The organism is Arthrobacter sp. efr-133-R2A-63 (genome assembly GCF_030209795.1).
GTDB classification, from domain to species: Bacteria; Actinomycetota; Actinomycetes; order Actinomycetales; family Micrococcaceae; genus Arthrobacter; species Arthrobacter bambusae_A.
Genome location: NZ_JARVRG010000024.1, coordinates 42,105 through 59,707, shown reverse-complemented (window position 1 = coordinate 59,707; position 17,603 = coordinate 42,105). Strand labels below are relative to the sequence as shown.

The following is a 17,603-nucleotide window of genomic DNA, read 5'->3' as shown; positions in this document are numbered from 1 at the left end:
TTGTTGTCAGATGGAGTCAGACGGACGCGAGGACCTTGTGCTCCAGGAATTCGCCAACGTGCCCGATTTCCTGCTGGTTGATGCCGTGCCACATGCCCGTGTAGAGCACCTTGGTAAGGTCCGTGTGCTTTCGGGCCCAATCCATGGTGTATTCGATCTTGTCCGGGGTGATGACAGGGTCCTGCTGGTCGCGTCCCCAGAAGAGCGGCACGGATCCGTCCAGCTCGGCGTCACGGAACGCGGGGTCCTCACCGGCGTCGACGGCGAACCCTGAAAGCCCGACGACGGCGGCAAAGTCCGCCGGGCGGTGCCGGAGCAGCGAGGTGGCCATGGCCATGCCCATGGAAAACCCGAGGAGCGTCACTGAACTGTGGTTGGACTTCAACGAATCCAGCCAGGAAAACACATACTCCGCGGCGTCCTTGACGGCGTCGAGGGAGTAGTCGATGGACGCCGTGAGCGGGAACCACGTGAAGCCCGGACCTGTGGCGATCGGCGCGCGGAGCGAGGCCACGACGAAGTCCCGGGGCAACAGGCCGGCCAGGCTGAAGAGGTCCTGCTCGTTGGATCCATAACCGTGCAGAAGGACCAGCAACGGCTTTCCAGCCCGCTCTTCCTCTTCGTGGGACCACAAAACGACCGGGGCAGGAAAGGCGGAAGCTTGACTCATGGGACTATTCTTGCAGTTACCGATGAGTAACAAGCTACGGGCGCGTAGCGACGCAGCAAGAGGCAGGATATGGACGTGAGTGACACTGATTCCACGGTGGCAAAGTCGGACGAGCGGATTCATCCGTGGACCCGCTACGTGGCGCTAGGTGATTCCTTTACCGAAGGCATCGGCGACCCCGAGCCCAACAACCCCGGAGCACATCGCGGCTGGGCCGACCGCGTCGCCGAGGAACTGAGCCGGGGACACCGCGACTTCGCCTACGCCAACCTCGCCATCCGCGGGCGCTTGCTGCAGCAAATCCTCGACGAACAACTTGGCCCGTGCATGGACCTCAAGCCGGATCTCGTGAGCATCTCCGCAGGCGGCAACGACCTCATCCGTCCCGGCGGCGATCCCGACGCCTTGGCCGAAAAACTCGATGCCGCAGTGCAGACCCTGAGTTCCGACGGCGCCACGGTGGTTCTCTTCAACGGTCCGGACACCGCGTCATCGGTCCTCGGCCGGATCCGCGGCAAGGTGGCCATCTACAACGAAAACCTCCGCACCGTGGCCGCCCGCCACGATGCCGTGGTGGCTGACATGTGGTCCTTGAGGCAGCTTTCCAACTCCCAGATGTGGGACGAAGACCGCCTCCATTTCTCGCCGCTCGGCCATCACACCATCGCCGCGATGGTCCTCGACTCACTGAATGTGCCGCACAACCTTGAGCCGCTCTACCCCAAGCCGCTCCCCCAGCGCAGTTGGCGCCAAGCCAGGTCTGGCGACCTCGTCTGGGCACGCGAATATTTTGTCCCGTGGGTCATCCGCCGGATCAGGCACCGCTCCTCCGGTGACGGGATCCTGCCGAAACGCCCGACGCCGGGACCCGTCTTCGGTCCTGCTGACACCTTCCTGCCCGGGAGCTGAACGAACCGCGAGGTTAGTCACAGGGAGCGGGGCTAAGCTGGTGAAAGACAGGGAGGCCTCCGCCGTGAACAATCTGATCTTCTGGATCATCGTCTGCTCTTGGCTGATTCCCATGGGGATCCGCATGTACAACCGGTCGCGCCAGCGCAGGATCCAGGACTTCCCTCCGCAGAATTACCCCGGGCAGCCCTATCCTCCGCAGCACAACCCCGTCGGATACCCGGAGCAACCCCCGGTGGTCATCCCGGCTGAGCCGCAACCCCCGATGGCGACGCCCGCGCGGCAGGCCGTTCCGCCGTCGTGGGCTACTCCGCAAGCGAGCGGCGCTCCCCAGCCGAACAGCGCGCCCCAAGGCTACCGTGCACGGAAACTGGCCGAGCTGGACCAGGAGTACAGCGACGGGAAAATCGCCATGGAGGATTACATGAAGCTCCGCCAGGAGATCATGAACGGCTGATTCAGCCGAAGAGGCGCGCTAGCCGAAGAATGCCTCGCGCAGTTGGGGGCCGAGCTGGCCGATCTCGGTGAGGAAACCGTCGTGCCCGATCGGCGCCTCGATGACATGAACCGGGACCTCTCCGGGCAAGGCCTTGGCAAGCTCGCGGGATTGCTCCGGGAAATAGAGCCGGTCCGAGTCCACCGAGGCCACGAAGAACGTCGCCGTGGCCACGGACAACGCATCCTCCAACGAGCCCCGGCCGCGCGTGATGTCGTGGCTCATGAGCGCTTCGGTAATGGCGATGTAGCTATTGGCGTCGAAGCGCTGGACCAGCTTGCTCCCCTGGTGGTCCAGGTAGCTCTCCACCTGGTAGCGGCCCCGGTCCCCCAACGCGGCAGCCTGGAGGGGTGCCTCGCCGCCCTGGGCGTTCCGGCCGAAGCGGAAGTCCAGCTCGTCTGCCGAGCGATAGGTGATGTGGGCAATCCGCCGGGCAAGGGCCAGACCCGCTTCGGGGGCGGCCTGTCCGTAGTAGTCTCCGCCGTTGAAGTCGGCGTCCTGCCGGATGGCGAGCGTCTGGGCCTGTGCGAACGCGATCTGCTCGGCGGTGCTGTACGCCCCGATGGAGATCACGGCGCATCGCTTGACGCGGTCCGGATAGCCGACGGCCCATTCCAGTGCACGGGCACCGCCCATGGACCCGCCCACGACGGTGTGCCAGCTGTGGATCCCCAAGGCGTCAGCCAGCCTGGCCTCGGCCACCGTGCTGTCCCGCAGGGTCACGAGCGGGAAGCGGGAGCCCCACGGCTTGCCGTCAGGAGCGCTCGACGACGGCCCCGTGCTGCCGTAGCAGCCCCCCACAATGTTGACGGAGACCACGAAGTAGCGGTCCGTGTCGATGGTGGCGCCGGGACCCACAAGCTGCTCCCACCAGCCGTCTTCGTCGCTTTCGCCACGGGCCACATGGGTGCTGCCGGTCAATGCATGTTCCACCAGGACAGCGTTGGAAGCGTCTGCGTTGAGCCGCCCCCACGTCTCGTACGCAAGGACGACGTCCGGGAGGGAACCTCCGGCCTCCAGCTCGAGTCCGCCCACGGAAACATACTTGAGGGTTCCGTCCTGGGTACCGGAAAGGGGTATGGCTGTTGCAGCAATTGTCATTCGTTGACACCTCACATCGCGCTTGCCCGCCGCCAACACAGCGAAGGGCCAGGTCTTCACCCGGGGCACCCCACCGCGAATGGAGGGTTGCCGGCCAGCAAGCCGGGGCTGTCGCTGGCACTCATGACCTATAGGAAGAGTCTAGGAAAACCGGACCCCTTCTGACGAAGATTATGACATCTTTGTGACACTTGGCCGCGTTTTGTTCACGAAGGGGTGGCTGGGAAGGCTGGCCGGCGAAGATTCATCTTGCGTCGCCGGCCAGCCTCGTACGCCCTCCGGGCCCGTGCTAGGCGCTCTTGGCTGCCCGGAATCCCGACTCGAGGTCCGCGAGGATGTCGTCGATGTGCTCGATTCCGACGGACAGCCGCACCAGGCCAGGGGTCACTCCCGCAACGGCCTGCTGTTCCGGCGTCAGCTGGCTGTGCGTCGTCGACGCCGGGTGGATGACCAAGGACCGGACGTCGCCGATGTTGGCCACGTGCGAATGCAGTTCCAGGGCGTCCACGAAGCGCTTGCCCGCCTCGACCCCGCCGTTGATGGTGAAGGACACCACGGCGCCGGTGCCCCTGGGGCCGTACTTCCGGCCCCGTTCGAACCACGGGCTGGAAGGCAGCCCCGCGTACGCCACCGATTCGACGTCGTCGCGCCCTTCGAGCCATTGCGCCACCTTGGTGGCGTTGTCCACGTGGCGCTCCACCCGCAGGCTGAGGGTTTCGATTCCCTGGGAGATCAGGAAAGCGTTGAACGGGGAAACCGCCGAGCCGAGGTCGCGCAGGAGCTGGACCCGGGCTTTGAGGATGTAGGAGAGGTTCGCGCCGAGGGCCCCGTCCTTGCCGAGGTCGCGGGCATAGACCAGGCCGTTGTAGCTGGGGTCCGGGGTGTTGAAGCCGGGGAACCGCTCAGGGTCCTTGCCGAAATCGAAGTTGCCGGAGTCCACGATGACACCGGCAATGGCGGAGCCGTGCCCGCCCAGGTACTTGGTGGCCGAATGCACCACAATGTCCGCTCCCCACTCGATGGGCCGGATCAGGTAGGGCGTGGCGAGGGTGTTGTCCACGACGAGCGGGACTCCCGCCTCGTGCGCGATGCGGGAGACACCCTCGATGTCCAAGACGTCCTGCCGGGGGTTGGAGACGACTTCGGCGAAGAACAGCTTGGTGTTTGGCTGCACCGCGTCCCGCCAGTGGTCCAGGTTGTCCGGATCCTCGACGAAGGTGACCGAGATGCCGAATTTCTTCAGTGTATGGGCCAGCAGGTTGTACGTGCCGCCGTAGAGGCTCGGGCTGGCGACCACGTGGTCACCGGCCTCGGCCACGTTGAGGATGGCGAAGGTTTCCGCGGCCTGGCCGGAGCTCAGCAGGAGCGCAGCCAAGCCACCCTCCAAGCTCGCTATGCGCTGCTCCACGGCATCCTGCGTGGGGTTGCCGATCCGGGTGTAGATGGGCGCCAGTTCGGCCAGTGCAAAGCGGTTGGCCGCGCTTTCCGCGCTGGGAAAGACGAACGAGGTGGTCTGGTAGATGGGGAGGGCGCGGGCGCCGGTGGCGGCGTCCGGCTCCTGGCCGGCGTGGATTTGGCGCGTTTCGAATGACCATCCTTGGGACATGCGGACTCCTGGTTGTCTGGGCTCTTGCCGTGCGTCAGCCTGCCGGGCTGAAGGGTTCAGCATGCCGGCGAGCGGTTGCCGTCAGTCTAGGGAGGGTATTGCGGGCTCCGGAAGCTTTGTGACGAACGCAGAAGTTTTCTGTCCCGGCGCGTCCTGAAGTGACCCTGAGCGGCCTTTTCGATACATCCCACCTTGGTTAGGCTTGACTTAGCTGAGAGCTCCATCACAAAGTGCCAAGATGAAGCCATGCGCATGGATCACGTCTCTTACGCTTGTGAACGAGATGGCCTGTTGGCCACCACCGAGCGGATTTCCGCAGCATTGGGAGTGGACGCGGTCCGGGGCGGAGTGCATCCGCGCTTTGGTACCCGGAACATGATCATTCCCCTTGCTGACCACAAATACCTGGAAGTTGTCGAGGTCCTGGACCACCCGGCCTCCGACAAGGCACCTTTTGGACAAGCTGTCCGTGCACGCTCCGCCGCAGGAGGTGGGTGGATGGGCTGGTGCGTCGCTGTGGACGACCTGAGCCCGTTCGAGCAGCGGCTCGGACGCGCCGCCGTCCCAGGCAACCGCAAGTTCCCGGATGGCCGGGAACTCGTCTGGTCGCAGATCGGCATCCTGGGACTCATCGCCGATCCCCAGGTTCCCTACCTGCTCCGCTGGGAGGGCGACCCCGCACTTCACCCGTCGCTCGTTTACCCAAGCGACGTCAAGATGTCCAGCCTCACCATTGCCGGCTCCGCGGAGCGCGTCACCGAGTGGCTTGGTGAACCCGTGGAAAAGCCCCTCGAGGACGTCGCAGTCCAATGGATGGCTCCGCACGGGACGCCGGGAATCATGTCAGTAACGTTCGAAACCGCCAACGGAGCCGTCACGATCTGACGGACCATCCCGTCACGATCTGACGGATCAACGGGCAAGGAAGCCCGGAAAAGCTTCGGCCGCCATGTGCGGGTGCCAATGACGTCACCCAGCAATGGCGGCCGAAACCTTTTAACGCGCGCTAGCCCAGGCCAATGGCCTTGCCGAAGACGCTGAAGCCGACGAACGCCACGATGTCCAGGAGCGCGTGGGCCACCACGAGCGGCATGACCCGTTTGGTCCTGGTGTAGATCCATCCGAACACGAGGCCCATGACGGCGTTGCCGATGAACGGCCCGAAGCCTTGGTACAGGTGGTAGCTGCCGCGCAGGAGCGCGCTGAGCACGATCGCCAACGGAGTGCTCCATCCGAACTTCCCGAACCGGTCCAGGAGATAGCCCACCACGATCACTTCTTCGACGATGGCGTGCCGCACGGCGGAGAGGACGAGCACCGGCACGGTCCACCAGTAGGAGTCCAGGCCGCTGGGGATGATCGCCGTCGTGATCCCGAGGGCGCGGCCAACAGCATAGAGGCCCAGCGACGGGATTCCGATGAGTGCGAACATGCCAAGTCCTTGCAGCGCGTCGCGGCCCGGGCGGGCGAAGTTGAAGCCCAGCCGGGTGAACCCCGAGGGACTCTCGGCGGTTTGGCGGTGCAAGGACAGGAAGTAGAACACCAACGCCACCGGGACCAGCGCGAACGCGATGTCCAGCAGCTGGTAGGTGAGATCGAAGTACTCGCGCGTGCTCTGCGAACGGTTGAGGGTAGACGTCGCATGGGCCAAAGGTCCCTGGGTCATCTTGTCCAACAGCTGCACTACGGAGTACACCGCCGATTGGCCCAGGGACAGTCCAAGGACAATCAGCACTTCGGCGCGCAAACGGCGCGTTGAGGCTAGGAGCATGCTCCTATCTTGCCCGTATTTGCCTGATGTTTTCCTCGGAGCTGGGTCTCCGCTGTCCGCGTGCACAGCCAGGGCGGCTCCTGAGCCTATGCTTGGTGGGATGAGCGCGCCCGCACGAATCTTCATGATCCGGCACGGCCAGTCCGCCGCCAATGCCGACACGTCCATCTACAACCGTGTGCCCGATTACCGGATCCCGCTGACGGAGCTTGGCATCGAGCAGGCACGGACCGCGGGTGAGGCCTTGCGCAGGAAGCTCGACGGCGAACCGGTGTGCGTTTACGTCTCACCGTACCTCCGGGCCTACCAGACCCTCGAGGCGCTGAATCTGGGCAGCCTCACCGAACGGGTGATCGAAGAGCCCCGGCTGCGTGAACAGGACTGGGCCAACTTCCAGATCGCCGGGGACATCGGGGACCAGAAGGAACTCCGCAACCTCTACGGGCACTTCTTCTACCGGTTCCGCGAGGGCGAATCGGGCTCCGATGTGTACGACCGGATTTCGTCCTTCATGGAAACCCTATACCGGCATTGGCAAAAGCCCGACTACGCGCCCAACACCCTGCTGGTGACCCACGGCCTCACGATGCGGCTCTTCTGCATGCGGTGGTTCCACTGGTCGGTGGAGTACTTCGAATCCCTCAACAACCCGGGCAACGCGGAGCTACGGACACTGATCCGCAACGACCAGGACAAATACGATCTCGACACGCCGTTCAGCCAGTGGGTGCAGCGCAGCACCGACGAGACCGTGCTGAACGCTCCCCCGATGGTCTTCTGACGGGCAGTAAACCGAGCTAGGCGTCCTTTGCCACGATCACTTCGGTGCCGTTGGCTTCAAATGCCGCCTTGTCCTCAGGCGTGATGCCCGCGTCAGTAATGAGCCGTCGGAATTCGTACCCGGCCATCGCCGCGAAGGCGCGCTTCCCGATCTTCGTGGAGTCAGCCAGGACATAGGAGTCGGTGGCACGCCGGGCCATGACGGTATTCACCATCGCTTCTCCCTCGTCGGTGATGGTGGGGCCGATCTTGGGATCGACTCCGTTGACGCCGATGAAGGCGATGTCCAGGGCAACCTTCTGCATGATGACATCGGTGTAAGGTCCGACGAGTTCGTAGGATCGCGGATTCAGGATGCCGCCGGTGACCATGATCTTGATGTTGGGGCGCACGGCAAGCTGGGCCGCGATGTTGATGGCGTTGGTGACCACCGTCAGCATGGGCCTGTTGGACGGGGCGTTGAGGTCTTCGCGGGTGGACAGCACCTGCGCCAGGGCAGTATTGGTGGTCCCGCCGCTGAGTCCGATCACGGCCCCGGGCACGATGAGCTCAGAGGCTGCCAAGGCAATCTGTTGCTTGGCTTCGGCGTGATCATCCCGGTTGTAGCGCCCCGGAAGTTCGTAGGCCACTGAACCCGTGGTTGCTCCGCCCCGGGTACGGCTCAAGAGCCGTTGCTTGGCGAGGCTGTCCAGGTCGCGGCGCGCCGTGGCCGGCGAGACAGCGAGGCGGGTCACGATATCGTCGACCTCGACATGTCCTGACTCGGCGAGGAGATCAAGGATGGCTGTCAGTCGATCGTTGCGGGTCATCACGAACCTTCCGGAAATTGGGACTAGTTCACTTTCGCGAACAGCGTCAGCAGACGTGCGGTTTCCAACACCAGCGCGTCCCGTCCGGCCTTGATGTACTTGCGGGAGTCCACCACGGAAGGGTTGGCATCCAGGTAATCACGGACGGCGCGGGTGAAGAACCCGTTCAAGTGTGTGGATACGTTGATCTTAGTCATACCGGCCCGGATTGCCGCCACCAGCGTTTCATCCGCCACGCCGGAGGACCCGTGAAGGACGAGCGGAAGCTGGACGGCCTGTTTGAGCCGGGTGATGAGCGCGAGGTCCAGGGCTGCGCTCCGTTGGGTCATGGCGTGGGAGGACCCGACGGCGACGGCCAGGGCATCGACGCCGGTGGCACCGACGAAGGAACGGGCCTCGGCGGGATCCGTCCGGACTCCCGGAGCATGGGCACCGTCCTTGCCTCCCACTTTTCCGAGCTCGGCCTCGACGTAGACTCCGTGGTCCTGGGCGTATCCGGCGATCCTCCGCGTGACTTCGACATTCGAGTCGTAAGGCAAGTGCGCGCCGTCGTACATGACGGACCCGAACCCGAGGTCGACGGCCTGCAGCGCCAGCTCTTCGGATTCGGCGTGGTCCAGGTGGAGGGCCACGGGCACCGAAGAGTCGCGGGCGATGGACATGGCCCCCCGGGCAATCGGGACGAGCCCGCCGTGGAAACGGACGCAGTTCTCGGAGATTTGCAGGATCAGCGGGACGCCCGCGGCCTCCGCTCCGGCAACCAGTCCTTCCGCGGTTTCGAGGTGGATGACGTTGAAGGCGCCTTGTCCGATTCCGTTGGCGGCGGCGGTATCCATGAGTTCCCGTGTACTGACGAGCGTCACCGGGTCTCCTTCCAGCTGAGAATGAGTTGGTCTTCGAGGTCCGCGTAAAGCGGCGAGATCTCGCCGGCGGCAGGCATGAGCACCGCGGCGGCGGACCAGGCCGTTGCCCGGCGGAGGATCGTGGGGATGTCGGTGATCCCGTCGGCGAGCGCGACGGCGGCAGCCGCCACTCCGGCGTCGCCGGCTCCCGTGGGGTTGCCGCTGAGCGGTTCCGGGAGCCGTGCGCTCCAGTAGCCTCCGGGAGCCGCATCGTGGAACGCAAGCATCCCTTCGGCGCCGGCACTGACCAGGACGGTCTTCGCTCCGAGGGCGATCAGTCGCCGTGCTGCGACGTCAAGGCTGCTTTCACCTGTTGCTTCGAGGAGTTCGTGGTTGTTGGGTTTGAGGAGGTCCGCCCCGGCCCGCGCTGCCGCGACGATCCCGGGACCGGAGGTGTCGACGACGGCGGGAATCCCGGCGTCGTGCGCCAGGCGCACCAGCGCGGGGTAGAAGTCGGCGGGCGCACCGGGCGGCAGGCTCCCGGAACCGACAAGCACTCCCGCGCTTTGCCCGTCCGGGTTGTCGATGTGCAGGGCGTCGACGACGGCGGTGGCCAGCGCCTGCCATTCGGATGGTTGAAGGGGACTCCCCTCTTCATTGAAGATGGACGTTTCGCCGCCCACCGTATCGACGAGGGCGATGCTGCGCCGGGTGTCCGCGGCGACTGGAATCAGGCGATGCGGCACGCCGCTGCTGCGGAGTTCGGCGGCGAATTCGGCACCGGCCGCTCCTCCCGAGGGCGCGAGCGCCAGCACGGGATGGCCCAGCTGGTGGGCCACTCGCGCGACGTTGAGGCCCTTTCCGCCTGCGCGGCTGAGGGGTGCGGCAACGCGATGGCTTGCTCCGGGGGTGATCCCGGCGACGTGGTAGCTGAGGTCGATGGCCGGATTGGGCGTGACGGTGATGACCCGTTTGATGGCCCCGTTCATCGCCCCGTTCATCGGCCCGACCCTGTGCCGGAAGCGGCCTTCGCAGCCGGGAGCAATGCCCGGGCCCTCATGGCGGCGCCGAGCAAACCCGCATCCTGTCCCAGTTGGGCGCGCATGATGATGGGCCGCCGTTGGAAGTCGAGCAGCTCGTCGAGGCGCGAACGCAGTGGCTGGAGGAGCCCTTCCCCCGCTTCGGCCAGTCCGCCGCCCACCACCACTGCCTCGGTGCCAATGATGCTGACGCATTGGCTGAGGCTGAAGGCGAGGGCGTCCACGGCGTCGGCCCAGATCCGGGCCGCAAGTGGGTCGCCGGCTGTGGCCCGTTCGAGGACTTCACGGGCGCCGGCGCGCGGAGTTCCGGCTTTGTCGCTGTAACGCCGGGCGATCGCTCCGGCGGAGCCGACTGCCTCAAGGATCGTGTGGCCGGGACCGTCGGGGTCCGGAACGAGGGCGTGGCCCAGTTCCCCGGCGAAGCCGCCCGCGCGCACCGGGTATCCGTCGGAGATGACGGCGGCGGCGATTCCCGTGCCGACCACCATCACCACGACGTTTCGAAAGTCCTTGGCGGCTCCGAAGCGGCATTCTGCTTCGGCCGCCGTGCTGACGTCATGCCCGAAGGAGACCGGCATTCCGAGGCGCTGCGCGGCATTTTCCCCGAAGGGAAAGTTCCGCCAGCCAAGGTTCGCCGAATAGATCCCCACTCCGGTGTCGGAGTCCACGATTCCCGGAACCACGATGCACGCGGCCTTCGCCGGGTGGCCGGGGAACTCGGCGGCAAATTCCGACGCCAAGCCCTCGACGGCGTCCAGGATCGCCTCGCCCGGGCGCAAGGGATCGTGCGGCGTGGCGGTGCGGCGCAGGCCAAGGACATTCCCGGCCGTGTCCACAAGGCCTGCCTTCAGATCCGTCCCGCCCACATCGAAGGCCAGGACTGCGGATTCAGCGGCTCCGAGAACCATGGGATTGCCTAAGCCGTAGCGTTCAGGACAACAGAGCGCGTCAGGTTGCGCGGCAGATCGGGATTGAGGCCGCGCACGCGTGCCCGCTCCAGCGTGACCTTATGGACCCGGGCCAGCTCGGCGAGCGGGTGCTTGCCGGTGTGGACGTAGAGGGCGCCGGTGCGGCTCATGTCGGCATCCAGGCCCTCGGGCTGCGGGCCGAAGATCCACGTCACCCGGCCAGGGGCCGCGATGGAAATGGGACCGTGCCGGTATTCCATTGCCGGATAGGATTCGGTCCATCCCTGCACCGCTTCGCGCATCTTGAGGCCGGCTTCGTGGGCCAGGCCAACGGTCCAGCCGGTACCGAGGAAGGTGAACTGTTCGGCGTCGAGCAGCTCCTGGGAAACGGCTTCGGTCACAGCGGTACGGGCGTCCTCGATTGCCTCGCCGAGTTCGACGCCCAGGCTCGCGAGGAGGTACACCAGGGCGGTCGTGGCGAAGCGGGTCTGGACCACCGACTTCTCGTCCGCGTAGGGAAGGCCGATCACGACGTCGGCCAGCGTGGTGATGGGCGAATCCATGTCCCCGATCACCGCGATGGTGCGGACTTTCCCACGCAAGGCCTCGAGGAGTTCAAGCACCTCCGTGGTGGTTCCGGAGCGCGTAATGGCGATGACGGCGTCGTATTGGCGGCCGGCACTGTTGTGATTGAGGAAGGCTTCCGACGCTGCGAACGCGTCGGTGACGCCTTTGCCCGCGGCTTCGCGGGCAGCGGCATAGCTCTGCGCCATGAACCACGAAGTACCGCAACCGACGACAGCGATCCGCTCACCGTCAGCGGGAAGCAGGCGCCCTGCCTTGGCTTGCTCAAGTTCGCATTGCCCGATGGCCCGCTGCCAGACCTCGGGCTGCGAAACAAGCTCCTCTTCCATGAAGGCCCCGAGGGTGTTGTTACTCATCGCACTTACCATTCCTGTCCGCGCTTCTTCGACGCACTCTTCAACGCTCAACCATTTGACGTTTTATGATCCATATAAACACTAAACGATCATATTCAATCGCACAAGGATCGCGGAGGGCTTCAGCGCGCCGCGCAAAAAAGCAGGGCCCCTCCATCTGGAGGAACCCTGCTTTTGCGTGCCGGATTGAGTTGCTACACCGCCCGGACACCCGCCCGCCACACCGCGAAAGTCAGCGGAATACCGGGCCTGTACGCCAAGTGCGTGGCCGACGGCGCCTTGAGCATGTGCAGGTCGGCGCGGTGCCCGACGGCGATCGAACCCACCGCGCGTTCGCCGTCGACGTCGTTGCCCGACTCCCTGCCGAGCGCGAGAGCACCGCCATACGTCGCGGCCCGGACGGCCTCGTGGACGCTCAGGTGCATCTGCAGCACCGCCGTGGTGACGCAGAAGGCGATGGAACTCGTGTAGGAGGTGCCCGGATTGCAGTTCGCGGCCAAGGCGATCTGCACCCCGGCGTCGATCAAGGCGCGGCCCGGGGCGAGCGGCTGGCGGGTGGAAAGATCGCAAGCGGGCAGGCAGGTGGCAACCGTGCCGCGCGTGCCCGTTCCGGTGGAGGCATCCCAACCGCCCCAGGTTCCGGCGAGCGCTTCGATGTCCGCGGCCGAAAGGTAATTGACGTGGTCGACGCTGGCGGCACCGAACTCCACGGCCAACTGCACGCCGGGCCCCTCACCCAGTTGGTTGCCGTGCACACGCAGGCCCAGGCCCGCGTCGCGGCACGCGGTCAGGACCCGGCGCGATTGCTCCTCGGTGAAAGCGCCGCGCTCGCAGAAGACATCGGCCCACTTGACGTACGGGCGGACTGCGTCGAGCATCGGACCGCAGACGAGGTCCGTGTATTCCTCGGCGTCGGCTCCGGCCGGGACCAGGTGCGCGCCGAGGTAGGTGACTTCATCGACGGTCGCCGCCGCGATGCGTGCGCTGCGGGCCTCGTTTTCCAGGTCCAGTCCATAGCCGGTCTTGCTCTCGAGGTAGGTGGTGCCTTGGGAGACGGCTTCGGCCACGCGCCCGGCGGCGAGCCTGGTCAGTTCCCCATCGCTCGCGGCCCGCGTCGCGCCGGTGGTGACGGCGATGCCGCCGGCGCTGTAGCTCTGGCCGGCCATCCGTGCCTCGAATTCGGCGGTGCGGTCCCCGGCGAAGATCAGGTGTGAGTGCGAGTCAACCCAGCCCGGGAGCACGGCGCGGCCTTCCGCATCCACGTGCTGATCGGCCGAGGGAGCCTCCGACGCCGGACCGATCCAGGAAATCCGCTCACCTTCGATCACGACGGCGGCGTCCTTGAGGACGCGGTGCCCAGCGTCCTGGGTCATCAGTTCGCCGATGTTGCTGATTAGTGTGCTCGTCTGCCCGCTCATGAACCTATTGTTCAACGGCGGATGGACCATCGGGCCGCTGCGAGCTCCCTCGGTGTCCGGGATGCCGGACTAGTGCCGGACGTATAGTCCAGGATTTCCGCGGCTGCGAGCTCCGCGATGGCGGAAGAGGTCTGGAAACCGTAGCCGCCCTGCCCCGCAAGCCAGAAGAAGCCGGGAGCCTCGGCGTCGAAACCCACCACCGGCACCCCGTCGGCGGCTTCCGTGCGCAACCCGGTCCAGGCTTTGGCCACTGCGCGGATGCCCAACGAGGTGATCGAATTCAGCCGGGTCACGAGCTCTTCCACGTCGCCGGGCCGCGGTTGCGCGTCTTCAGGGCCGCTCGGCACCGTCTCCGACGGCGAAATGAGCACCTGTCCGCCCTCGCGCCGGAAGTAGTACGTGTCATCAGCGGCGCACACCATGGGGCTCCCGGGCGGAAGCGGGTGCTCGACGTCGACGATGGCCGCCGTGCGCCGGAACGGCTGCAAGCCCAGCTTCTCCACCCCGCTGAGCACCGCGAGTTCATCTGCCCAGGCACCTGCCGCGTTGACGACGACGGCCGACTGGAAGGCTTCCAGCCCGGCGCCCACTTGCCAGCCGGAGCCGAGGCGTTGGGCCGAATGGACCTTGGCGCCGGTGATGATGTCCACTCCCCCGGCCTCGGCACGTTGCCGGTGGTCCTCCAAGAGCACTGGCGTGTTGCAGGCGAATGACTCTGTATCCAGGCCAGCTGCAGTGAAAGCCCCGGGGTTCAGGGCCGGGCACAGCTTGAGGGCTTCGGCATGCGTGATGGGGTGCATGTGCCCGCTGGCTTCTGCCTTGACGGTGGCTTCGTCGCCCACCAACATGAACGAGCGCGGTTCCAGCACCGGTACCGGCAGTGCGGCGTCGCGGGCTGCCATCAGCTCCAGCGTGCGGACGGTGAGTTCCTGCACGACGGCGGGTCCGTAGCTGGGGATCAGCTGCCGGGCCGAGCGGGAGGACGTGTGGTAGGCCAGTGTCTGTTCGGCTTCCACCAGGGCCACCGAACACTGGCCTGCCAGCGCTGACGCGAGCGACAACCCCGCGATGCCTCCCCCGACAATTACCACATCATAATTTGCAGCCATTCCCCCATCCTGTCAGCGCGCAGGCCCAGATGCGAGGGGGCTACTCCGTGGCGGAGGGTTTGATGCCGCTGTAGGGAGTCCACCATGTGAGCGGCTCCGTGACGGTGAAGCGCCGCCCGGAGATCGAATCCGCGGGAACCCGCACGAAATGGTCCTTCTTGCCGGATTCCCAGGGAAACAGGGGCAGCGAGAACGAGTTGATGACGTCGTCCAGCTGTTTGACGGGCGCCGCCTTCCCGTGGAGGACAACACTCCACGCGACGCCGGTGTTAGGGTCGACGCCGTCGACTTCCATGGCTACCGGGAATTCACCCAGGGCCGCGGCGAGCTTTGTGCCCGCCCCGGTCCGGAAGACAACCGTCCCTTGGTCCACGGTGTAATTGATCGGAAAAATGTCAGGGTGGTCTCCGAGCCACACGGCCAGCCTGCCGACGGACACGCCCCTCAGGAGATTCCAGCATTGCTGCGAATCCAACACCTCGGTTACACGTTGTGCTGCATCTTTGTCCATGCTGCAGATACTAGGCCTCCGATCCCCCTCGGGACAGGGCTGAGGCAAAAGGGGTTCAGCGCAGGTACTGGAGTTCCTTGAAATGGCCGACGTAGTCGTCCAGGAGCGCTTCTGCCACCCTGACCGAGTCCACGAGCGGGTTCAACGCCATCGCCTTGTAGGCGGAGCTCCGGGAACCCGTGAGCGCAGCGTCGATCGTGGCCCGTTCCACCGCTTTGGCATTGACGACGAGCCCGCGCGCGTAGTCCGGAAGAGAATCGGCCGGGAGCAGGCGGACTCCGCGGGCATCCACGAGGCAGGGCGCCTCGATGACCGCGTCGTCGTCGAGCTCAGCGAGGGTGCCGTTGTTGGGGACGTTCAGAATCAGCCGGGCCGATTCACCCTGGCTGATGGCACGCATGATCGCCAAGGCAACGGCCTCGTAACCGCCCGACACCAGATCCCCGGCGTCGCGTTCGAACGTACCGGCCGCGTCCCTGTTGCTCTGCATGTACGTCTCTTCGCGATCCAGCTTGGTCTTTTCCCAGAGCCTAAGGGCCGACTTCGACGACGGGACCCCCGGAGCGGGCTCCGCACCGCCGTCGTTCGCTTCCGCCAACCCGCTGTAGAAGGACGACTGCTGCCGGGCCAAGTAGGCGCCGCGGGTGGTTCCGGCGCGCCGGTCGGCGTCGAGCGCCTCGCGCTTGAAGTAGTAGTAGTGCAGATACTCGTTGGGAACGGCACCCAAGGCCCTGATCCACGAAGCGCCGAACAGCCGGCCTTCTTCGAAGGACTCGATGGCGCCGTCGTCGGAGAGGAGCCGCGGCAGGACATCCGTACCATCGACCACCAGCCCGCGCAGCCAACCCAGGTGGTTCAGGCCGATGTAGTCGATCTCCACGGAGCCATCCCGAAAAGCCGCAGCACCACGGTGGACTCCGGCGGCGAGCAGGCAGCGCCGGGCGAGCCCTACGGGGGAATCGCAGATCCCCACCACCTTGTTGCCGAGGACCCGCGTCATGACCTCGGTGATGACCCCGGCCGGGTTGGTGAAGTTGATGAACCAGGCGTGCGGGGCATGCTTCTTCACTGCCTCGGCGATGTCCAGGACCACGGGAATGGTCCGCAAGGCATAGGAAATTCCTCCGGCGCCGACGGTCTCCTGCCCGATGACACCGTGCGCGAGGGCGATCCGTTCATCGGCGGCGCGCCCCTCCAGCCCGCCCACCCGGATGGCGGAGAAGATGAAGTCGGTACCCGGCAGGGCTTCCGACAGCGCCGTGAACGTCCTCACCGAGGGAGCGTCGGGCACCCCCTCGGCCATCCCGGCGAGGACCTTGGCCACCACGCCCAGGCGCGCGGGGTCGGCATCGAACAGTCTCAGTTCGGTGACCCGTCCGGGCCCATGGTCCGACAGCAGTGCTGAATAGACCAGGGGTACCCGGAATCCCCCGCCGCCCAGGATGGTGAGGATCATGGGAAACTCAAAGCCCCGCGGCCGCGCGGCTCTTCACGAAGGCCTGGACGCAGGCTTCGACGTCCTCGGAGCTGTGCGCGGCCGAAAGCTGCACGCGGATCCGGGCAGCTCCCTTGGGTACCACGGGGTAGCTGAACGCCGTGACGAACACTCCATGGTGGAGCATCTCGTCGGCAACCTTCGCGGCCGCCACAGCGTCGCCGAACATCACCGGAATGATGGCGTGTTCGCCGTCGAGCAGTTCGAAGCCTTCCTCGCTCATGCGACGGCGGAACAGGGCAGCGTTCTCGAAGAGCCTGGAGCGGAGCTCGCCCGAGCCCTGGACCAGCTCAATGGCCTTGATGGTGGCGGCGACGATGGCCGGTGCCAGCGAGTTGGAGAACAGGTAGGGGCGGGCCTTCTGGCGCAGCATGGCGATGATTTCACTGCGGCCGGACACGTAGCCGCCCGAGGCGCCGCCAAGGGCCTTGCCGAACGTGCCGGTGTAGATGTCGATCCTGTCGGAAACACCCGCGTGTTCCGGAGTTCCGGCGCCGGTGGCTCCCATGAAGCCGACGGCGTGGGAATCGTCCACCATGACCAGGGCGTCGTGTTTTTCGGCGAGATCGCAGATGGCTTCGAGCGGCGCGAGGTAGCCGTCCATGGAGAAGACGCCATCCGTCACGATGATCTTGCGCCGGGCCGGGGCATCGCCGGTGGAGGCTTCGATCAGCTTGGCTTCGAGGTCAGCCATGTCCTGGTTGGCGTAGCGGAAGCGCTTGGCCTTGCTGAGCCGGATGCCGTCGATGATGGAGGCATGGTTCAGGGAATCAGAGATGATGGCGTCCTCGGCCCCGAACAGGGACTCGAAAACGCCTCCGTTGGCGTCGAAGCAGCTGGAGAAGAGGATGGTGTCTTCGGTTCCCAGGAACTGTGAGACCCGGGCTTCGAGCTCCAAGTGCAGGTCCTGGGTGCCGCAGATGAAACGCACGGAGGCCATGCCGAAACCGCGCTCGTCCATCGCGGACTTGGCGGCCGAGATGATGTCCGGGTGGTCTGCCAGGCCAAGGTAGTTGTTGGCGCAGAAGTTCAGGACGGTGTTCGCCGGCTGCCCGAGCTGGCCTGCCGAGATGTGGCTGGCCTGCGGCGAGTCTATGTGGCGTTCGGTCTTGAAGAGGCCTGCGGTGCGGATCTCTTCAAGTTCGCCCTGCAGCTGGTCTTTGATGCTTGAGTACATGGTGGCTCCTGGTACTGGGG

The 17,603-nt window shown here is 65.7% G+C and carries 18 protein-coding genes and 1 riboswitch; of the genes, 4 read left to right on the top strand and 14 right to left on the bottom strand.

All coding sequences use genetic code 11. The features are described from left to right. Nucleotides 1-16 precede the first annotated feature (16 nt). Nucleotides 17-670 (bottom strand): alpha/beta hydrolase, encoded by a 654-nt coding sequence (locus tag QRN45_RS12885; RefSeq protein WP_241707900.1) that lies wholly within the window; start codon nucleotides 668-670, stop codon nucleotides 17-19. A gap of 69 nt (nucleotides 671-739) precedes the next feature. Here QRN45_RS12885 and QRN45_RS12880 point away from each other — a divergent pair, with 69 nt between their 5' ends. Both QRN45_RS12880 and QRN45_RS12875 read left to right on the top strand, forming a co-directional pair. Next, nucleotides 740-1,579, top strand: a complete 840-nt coding sequence (locus tag QRN45_RS12880) for an SGNH/GDSL hydrolase family protein (RefSeq protein ID WP_241707901.1) — start codon at nucleotides 740-742, stop codon at nucleotides 1,577-1,579. A 64-nt stretch (nucleotides 1,580-1,643) separates the two neighbouring features. After that, a complete protein-coding gene (locus tag QRN45_RS12875; protein WP_241707902.1) occupies nucleotides 1,644-2,036 on the top strand; it encodes a hypothetical protein in 393 nt (130 codons plus the stop codon). Between the two features lie 18 nt (nucleotides 2,037-2,054). Here the strand turns inward: QRN45_RS12875 and metX are convergent, their stop codons facing one another. Both metX and QRN45_RS12865 read right to left on the bottom strand, forming a co-directional pair. Continuing rightward, nucleotides 2,055-3,176 carry a homoserine O-acetyltransferase MetX gene (metX, locus tag QRN45_RS12870; protein ID WP_284763621.1) on the bottom strand — a complete coding sequence of 374 codons (1,122 nt, stop codon included), beginning with the start codon at nucleotides 3,174-3,176 and terminating at the stop codon, nucleotides 2,055-2,057. Nucleotides 3,177-3,189: 13 nt separating this feature from the next. After that, nucleotides 3,190-3,305: riboswitch (SAM riboswitch) on the bottom strand. Nucleotides 3,306-3,465: 160 nt separating this feature from the next. Next, entirely contained in the window at nucleotides 3,466-4,782 is a 1,317-nt protein-coding gene (locus QRN45_RS12865; RefSeq protein ID WP_241707904.1) for a bifunctional o-acetylhomoserine/o-acetylserine sulfhydrylase, read from the bottom strand. A gap of 246 nt (nucleotides 4,783-5,028) precedes the next feature. Here QRN45_RS12865 and QRN45_RS12860 point away from each other — a divergent pair, with 246 nt between their 5' ends. Beyond that, nucleotides 5,029-5,667 carry a VOC family protein gene (locus tag QRN45_RS12860; RefSeq protein ID WP_028266517.1) on the top strand — a complete coding sequence of 213 codons (639 nt, stop codon included), beginning with the start codon at nucleotides 5,029-5,031 and terminating at the stop codon, nucleotides 5,665-5,667. 121 nt (nucleotides 5,668-5,788) lie between these two features. On the opposite strand, the gene QRN45_RS12855 is transcribed toward QRN45_RS12860, so the two are convergent. Next, the gene (locus tag QRN45_RS12855; RefSeq protein WP_284763620.1) at nucleotides 5,789-6,553 is read right to left on the bottom strand and encodes a CPBP family intramembrane glutamic endopeptidase; all 765 of its coding nucleotides are present in this window, start codon (nucleotides 6,551-6,553) and stop codon (nucleotides 5,789-5,791) included. Nucleotides 6,554-6,653: 100 nt separating this feature from the next. On the opposite strand from QRN45_RS12855, the gene QRN45_RS12850 reads away from it, so the two are divergent. Continuing rightward, nucleotides 6,654-7,334 (top strand): histidine phosphatase family protein, encoded by a 681-nt coding sequence (locus tag QRN45_RS12850; RefSeq protein ID WP_284763619.1) that lies wholly within the window; start codon nucleotides 6,654-6,656, stop codon nucleotides 7,332-7,334. Between the two features lie 16 nt (nucleotides 7,335-7,350). On the opposite strand, the gene QRN45_RS12845 is transcribed toward QRN45_RS12850, so the two are convergent. The 10 genes from QRN45_RS12845 to QRN45_RS12800 all read right to left on the bottom strand — a co-directional run bounded on the left by QRN45_RS12845 (nucleotide 7,351) and on the right by QRN45_RS12800 (nucleotide 17,583). Then, nucleotides 7,351-8,142, bottom strand: coding sequence for a DeoR/GlpR family DNA-binding transcription regulator (locus QRN45_RS12845; RefSeq protein ID WP_078105802.1), 792 nt, complete (start codon nucleotides 8,140-8,142; stop codon nucleotides 7,351-7,353). Between the two features lie 23 nt (nucleotides 8,143-8,165). Continuing rightward, nucleotides 8,166-9,005 carry a class II fructose-bisphosphate aldolase gene (locus tag QRN45_RS12840; RefSeq protein WP_284763618.1) on the bottom strand — a complete coding sequence of 280 codons (840 nt, stop codon included), beginning with the start codon at nucleotides 9,003-9,005 and terminating at the stop codon, nucleotides 8,166-8,168. Then, nucleotides 9,002-9,985 (bottom strand): 1-phosphofructokinase family hexose kinase, encoded by a 984-nt coding sequence (locus tag QRN45_RS12835; RefSeq protein ID WP_284763617.1) that lies wholly within the window; start codon nucleotides 9,983-9,985, stop codon nucleotides 9,002-9,004. The genes QRN45_RS12840 and QRN45_RS12835 overlap by 4 nt, the downstream gene beginning before the upstream one ends. Further along, nucleotides 9,982-10,932: an ROK family protein gene (locus QRN45_RS12830; protein ID WP_284763615.1), complete on the bottom strand. Its 951-nt coding sequence runs from the start codon at nucleotides 10,930-10,932 to the stop codon at nucleotides 9,982-9,984. The genes QRN45_RS12835 and QRN45_RS12830 overlap by 4 nt, the downstream gene beginning before the upstream one ends. An 8-nt stretch (nucleotides 10,933-10,940) precedes the next feature. Then, complete coding sequence (locus QRN45_RS12825) at nucleotides 10,941-11,873, bottom strand: SIS domain-containing protein (RefSeq protein WP_284763614.1); 933 nt, start codon at nucleotides 11,871-11,873, stop codon at nucleotides 10,941-10,943. A gap of 194 nt (nucleotides 11,874-12,067) precedes the next feature. Further along, nucleotides 12,068-13,291: an imidazolonepropionase gene (hutI, locus tag QRN45_RS12820; protein ID WP_284763613.1), complete on the bottom strand. Its 1,224-nt coding sequence runs from the start codon at nucleotides 13,289-13,291 to the stop codon at nucleotides 12,068-12,070. Between the two features lie 11 nt (nucleotides 13,292-13,302). Further along, nucleotides 13,303-14,400 carry an NAD(P)/FAD-dependent oxidoreductase gene (locus tag QRN45_RS12815; protein WP_284763611.1) on the bottom strand — a complete coding sequence of 366 codons (1,098 nt, stop codon included), beginning with the start codon at nucleotides 14,398-14,400 and terminating at the stop codon, nucleotides 13,303-13,305. A 40-nt stretch (nucleotides 14,401-14,440) separates the two neighbouring features. Continuing rightward, nucleotides 14,441-14,911: a pyridoxamine 5'-phosphate oxidase family protein gene (locus tag QRN45_RS12810; RefSeq protein ID WP_078105809.1), complete on the bottom strand. Its 471-nt coding sequence runs from the start codon at nucleotides 14,909-14,911 to the stop codon at nucleotides 14,441-14,443. A gap of 55 nt (nucleotides 14,912-14,966) precedes the next feature. Next, nucleotides 14,967-16,367 (bottom strand): 6-phospho-beta-glucosidase, encoded by a 1,401-nt coding sequence (locus tag QRN45_RS12805; RefSeq protein ID WP_284763610.1) that lies wholly within the window; start codon nucleotides 16,365-16,367, stop codon nucleotides 14,967-14,969. 7 nt (nucleotides 16,368-16,374) lie between these two features. Further along, nucleotides 16,375-17,583 carry a glycine C-acetyltransferase gene (locus QRN45_RS12800; RefSeq protein ID WP_284763609.1) on the bottom strand — a complete coding sequence of 403 codons (1,209 nt, stop codon included), beginning with the start codon at nucleotides 17,581-17,583 and terminating at the stop codon, nucleotides 16,375-16,377. Nucleotides 17,584-17,603 lie beyond the last annotated feature (20 nt).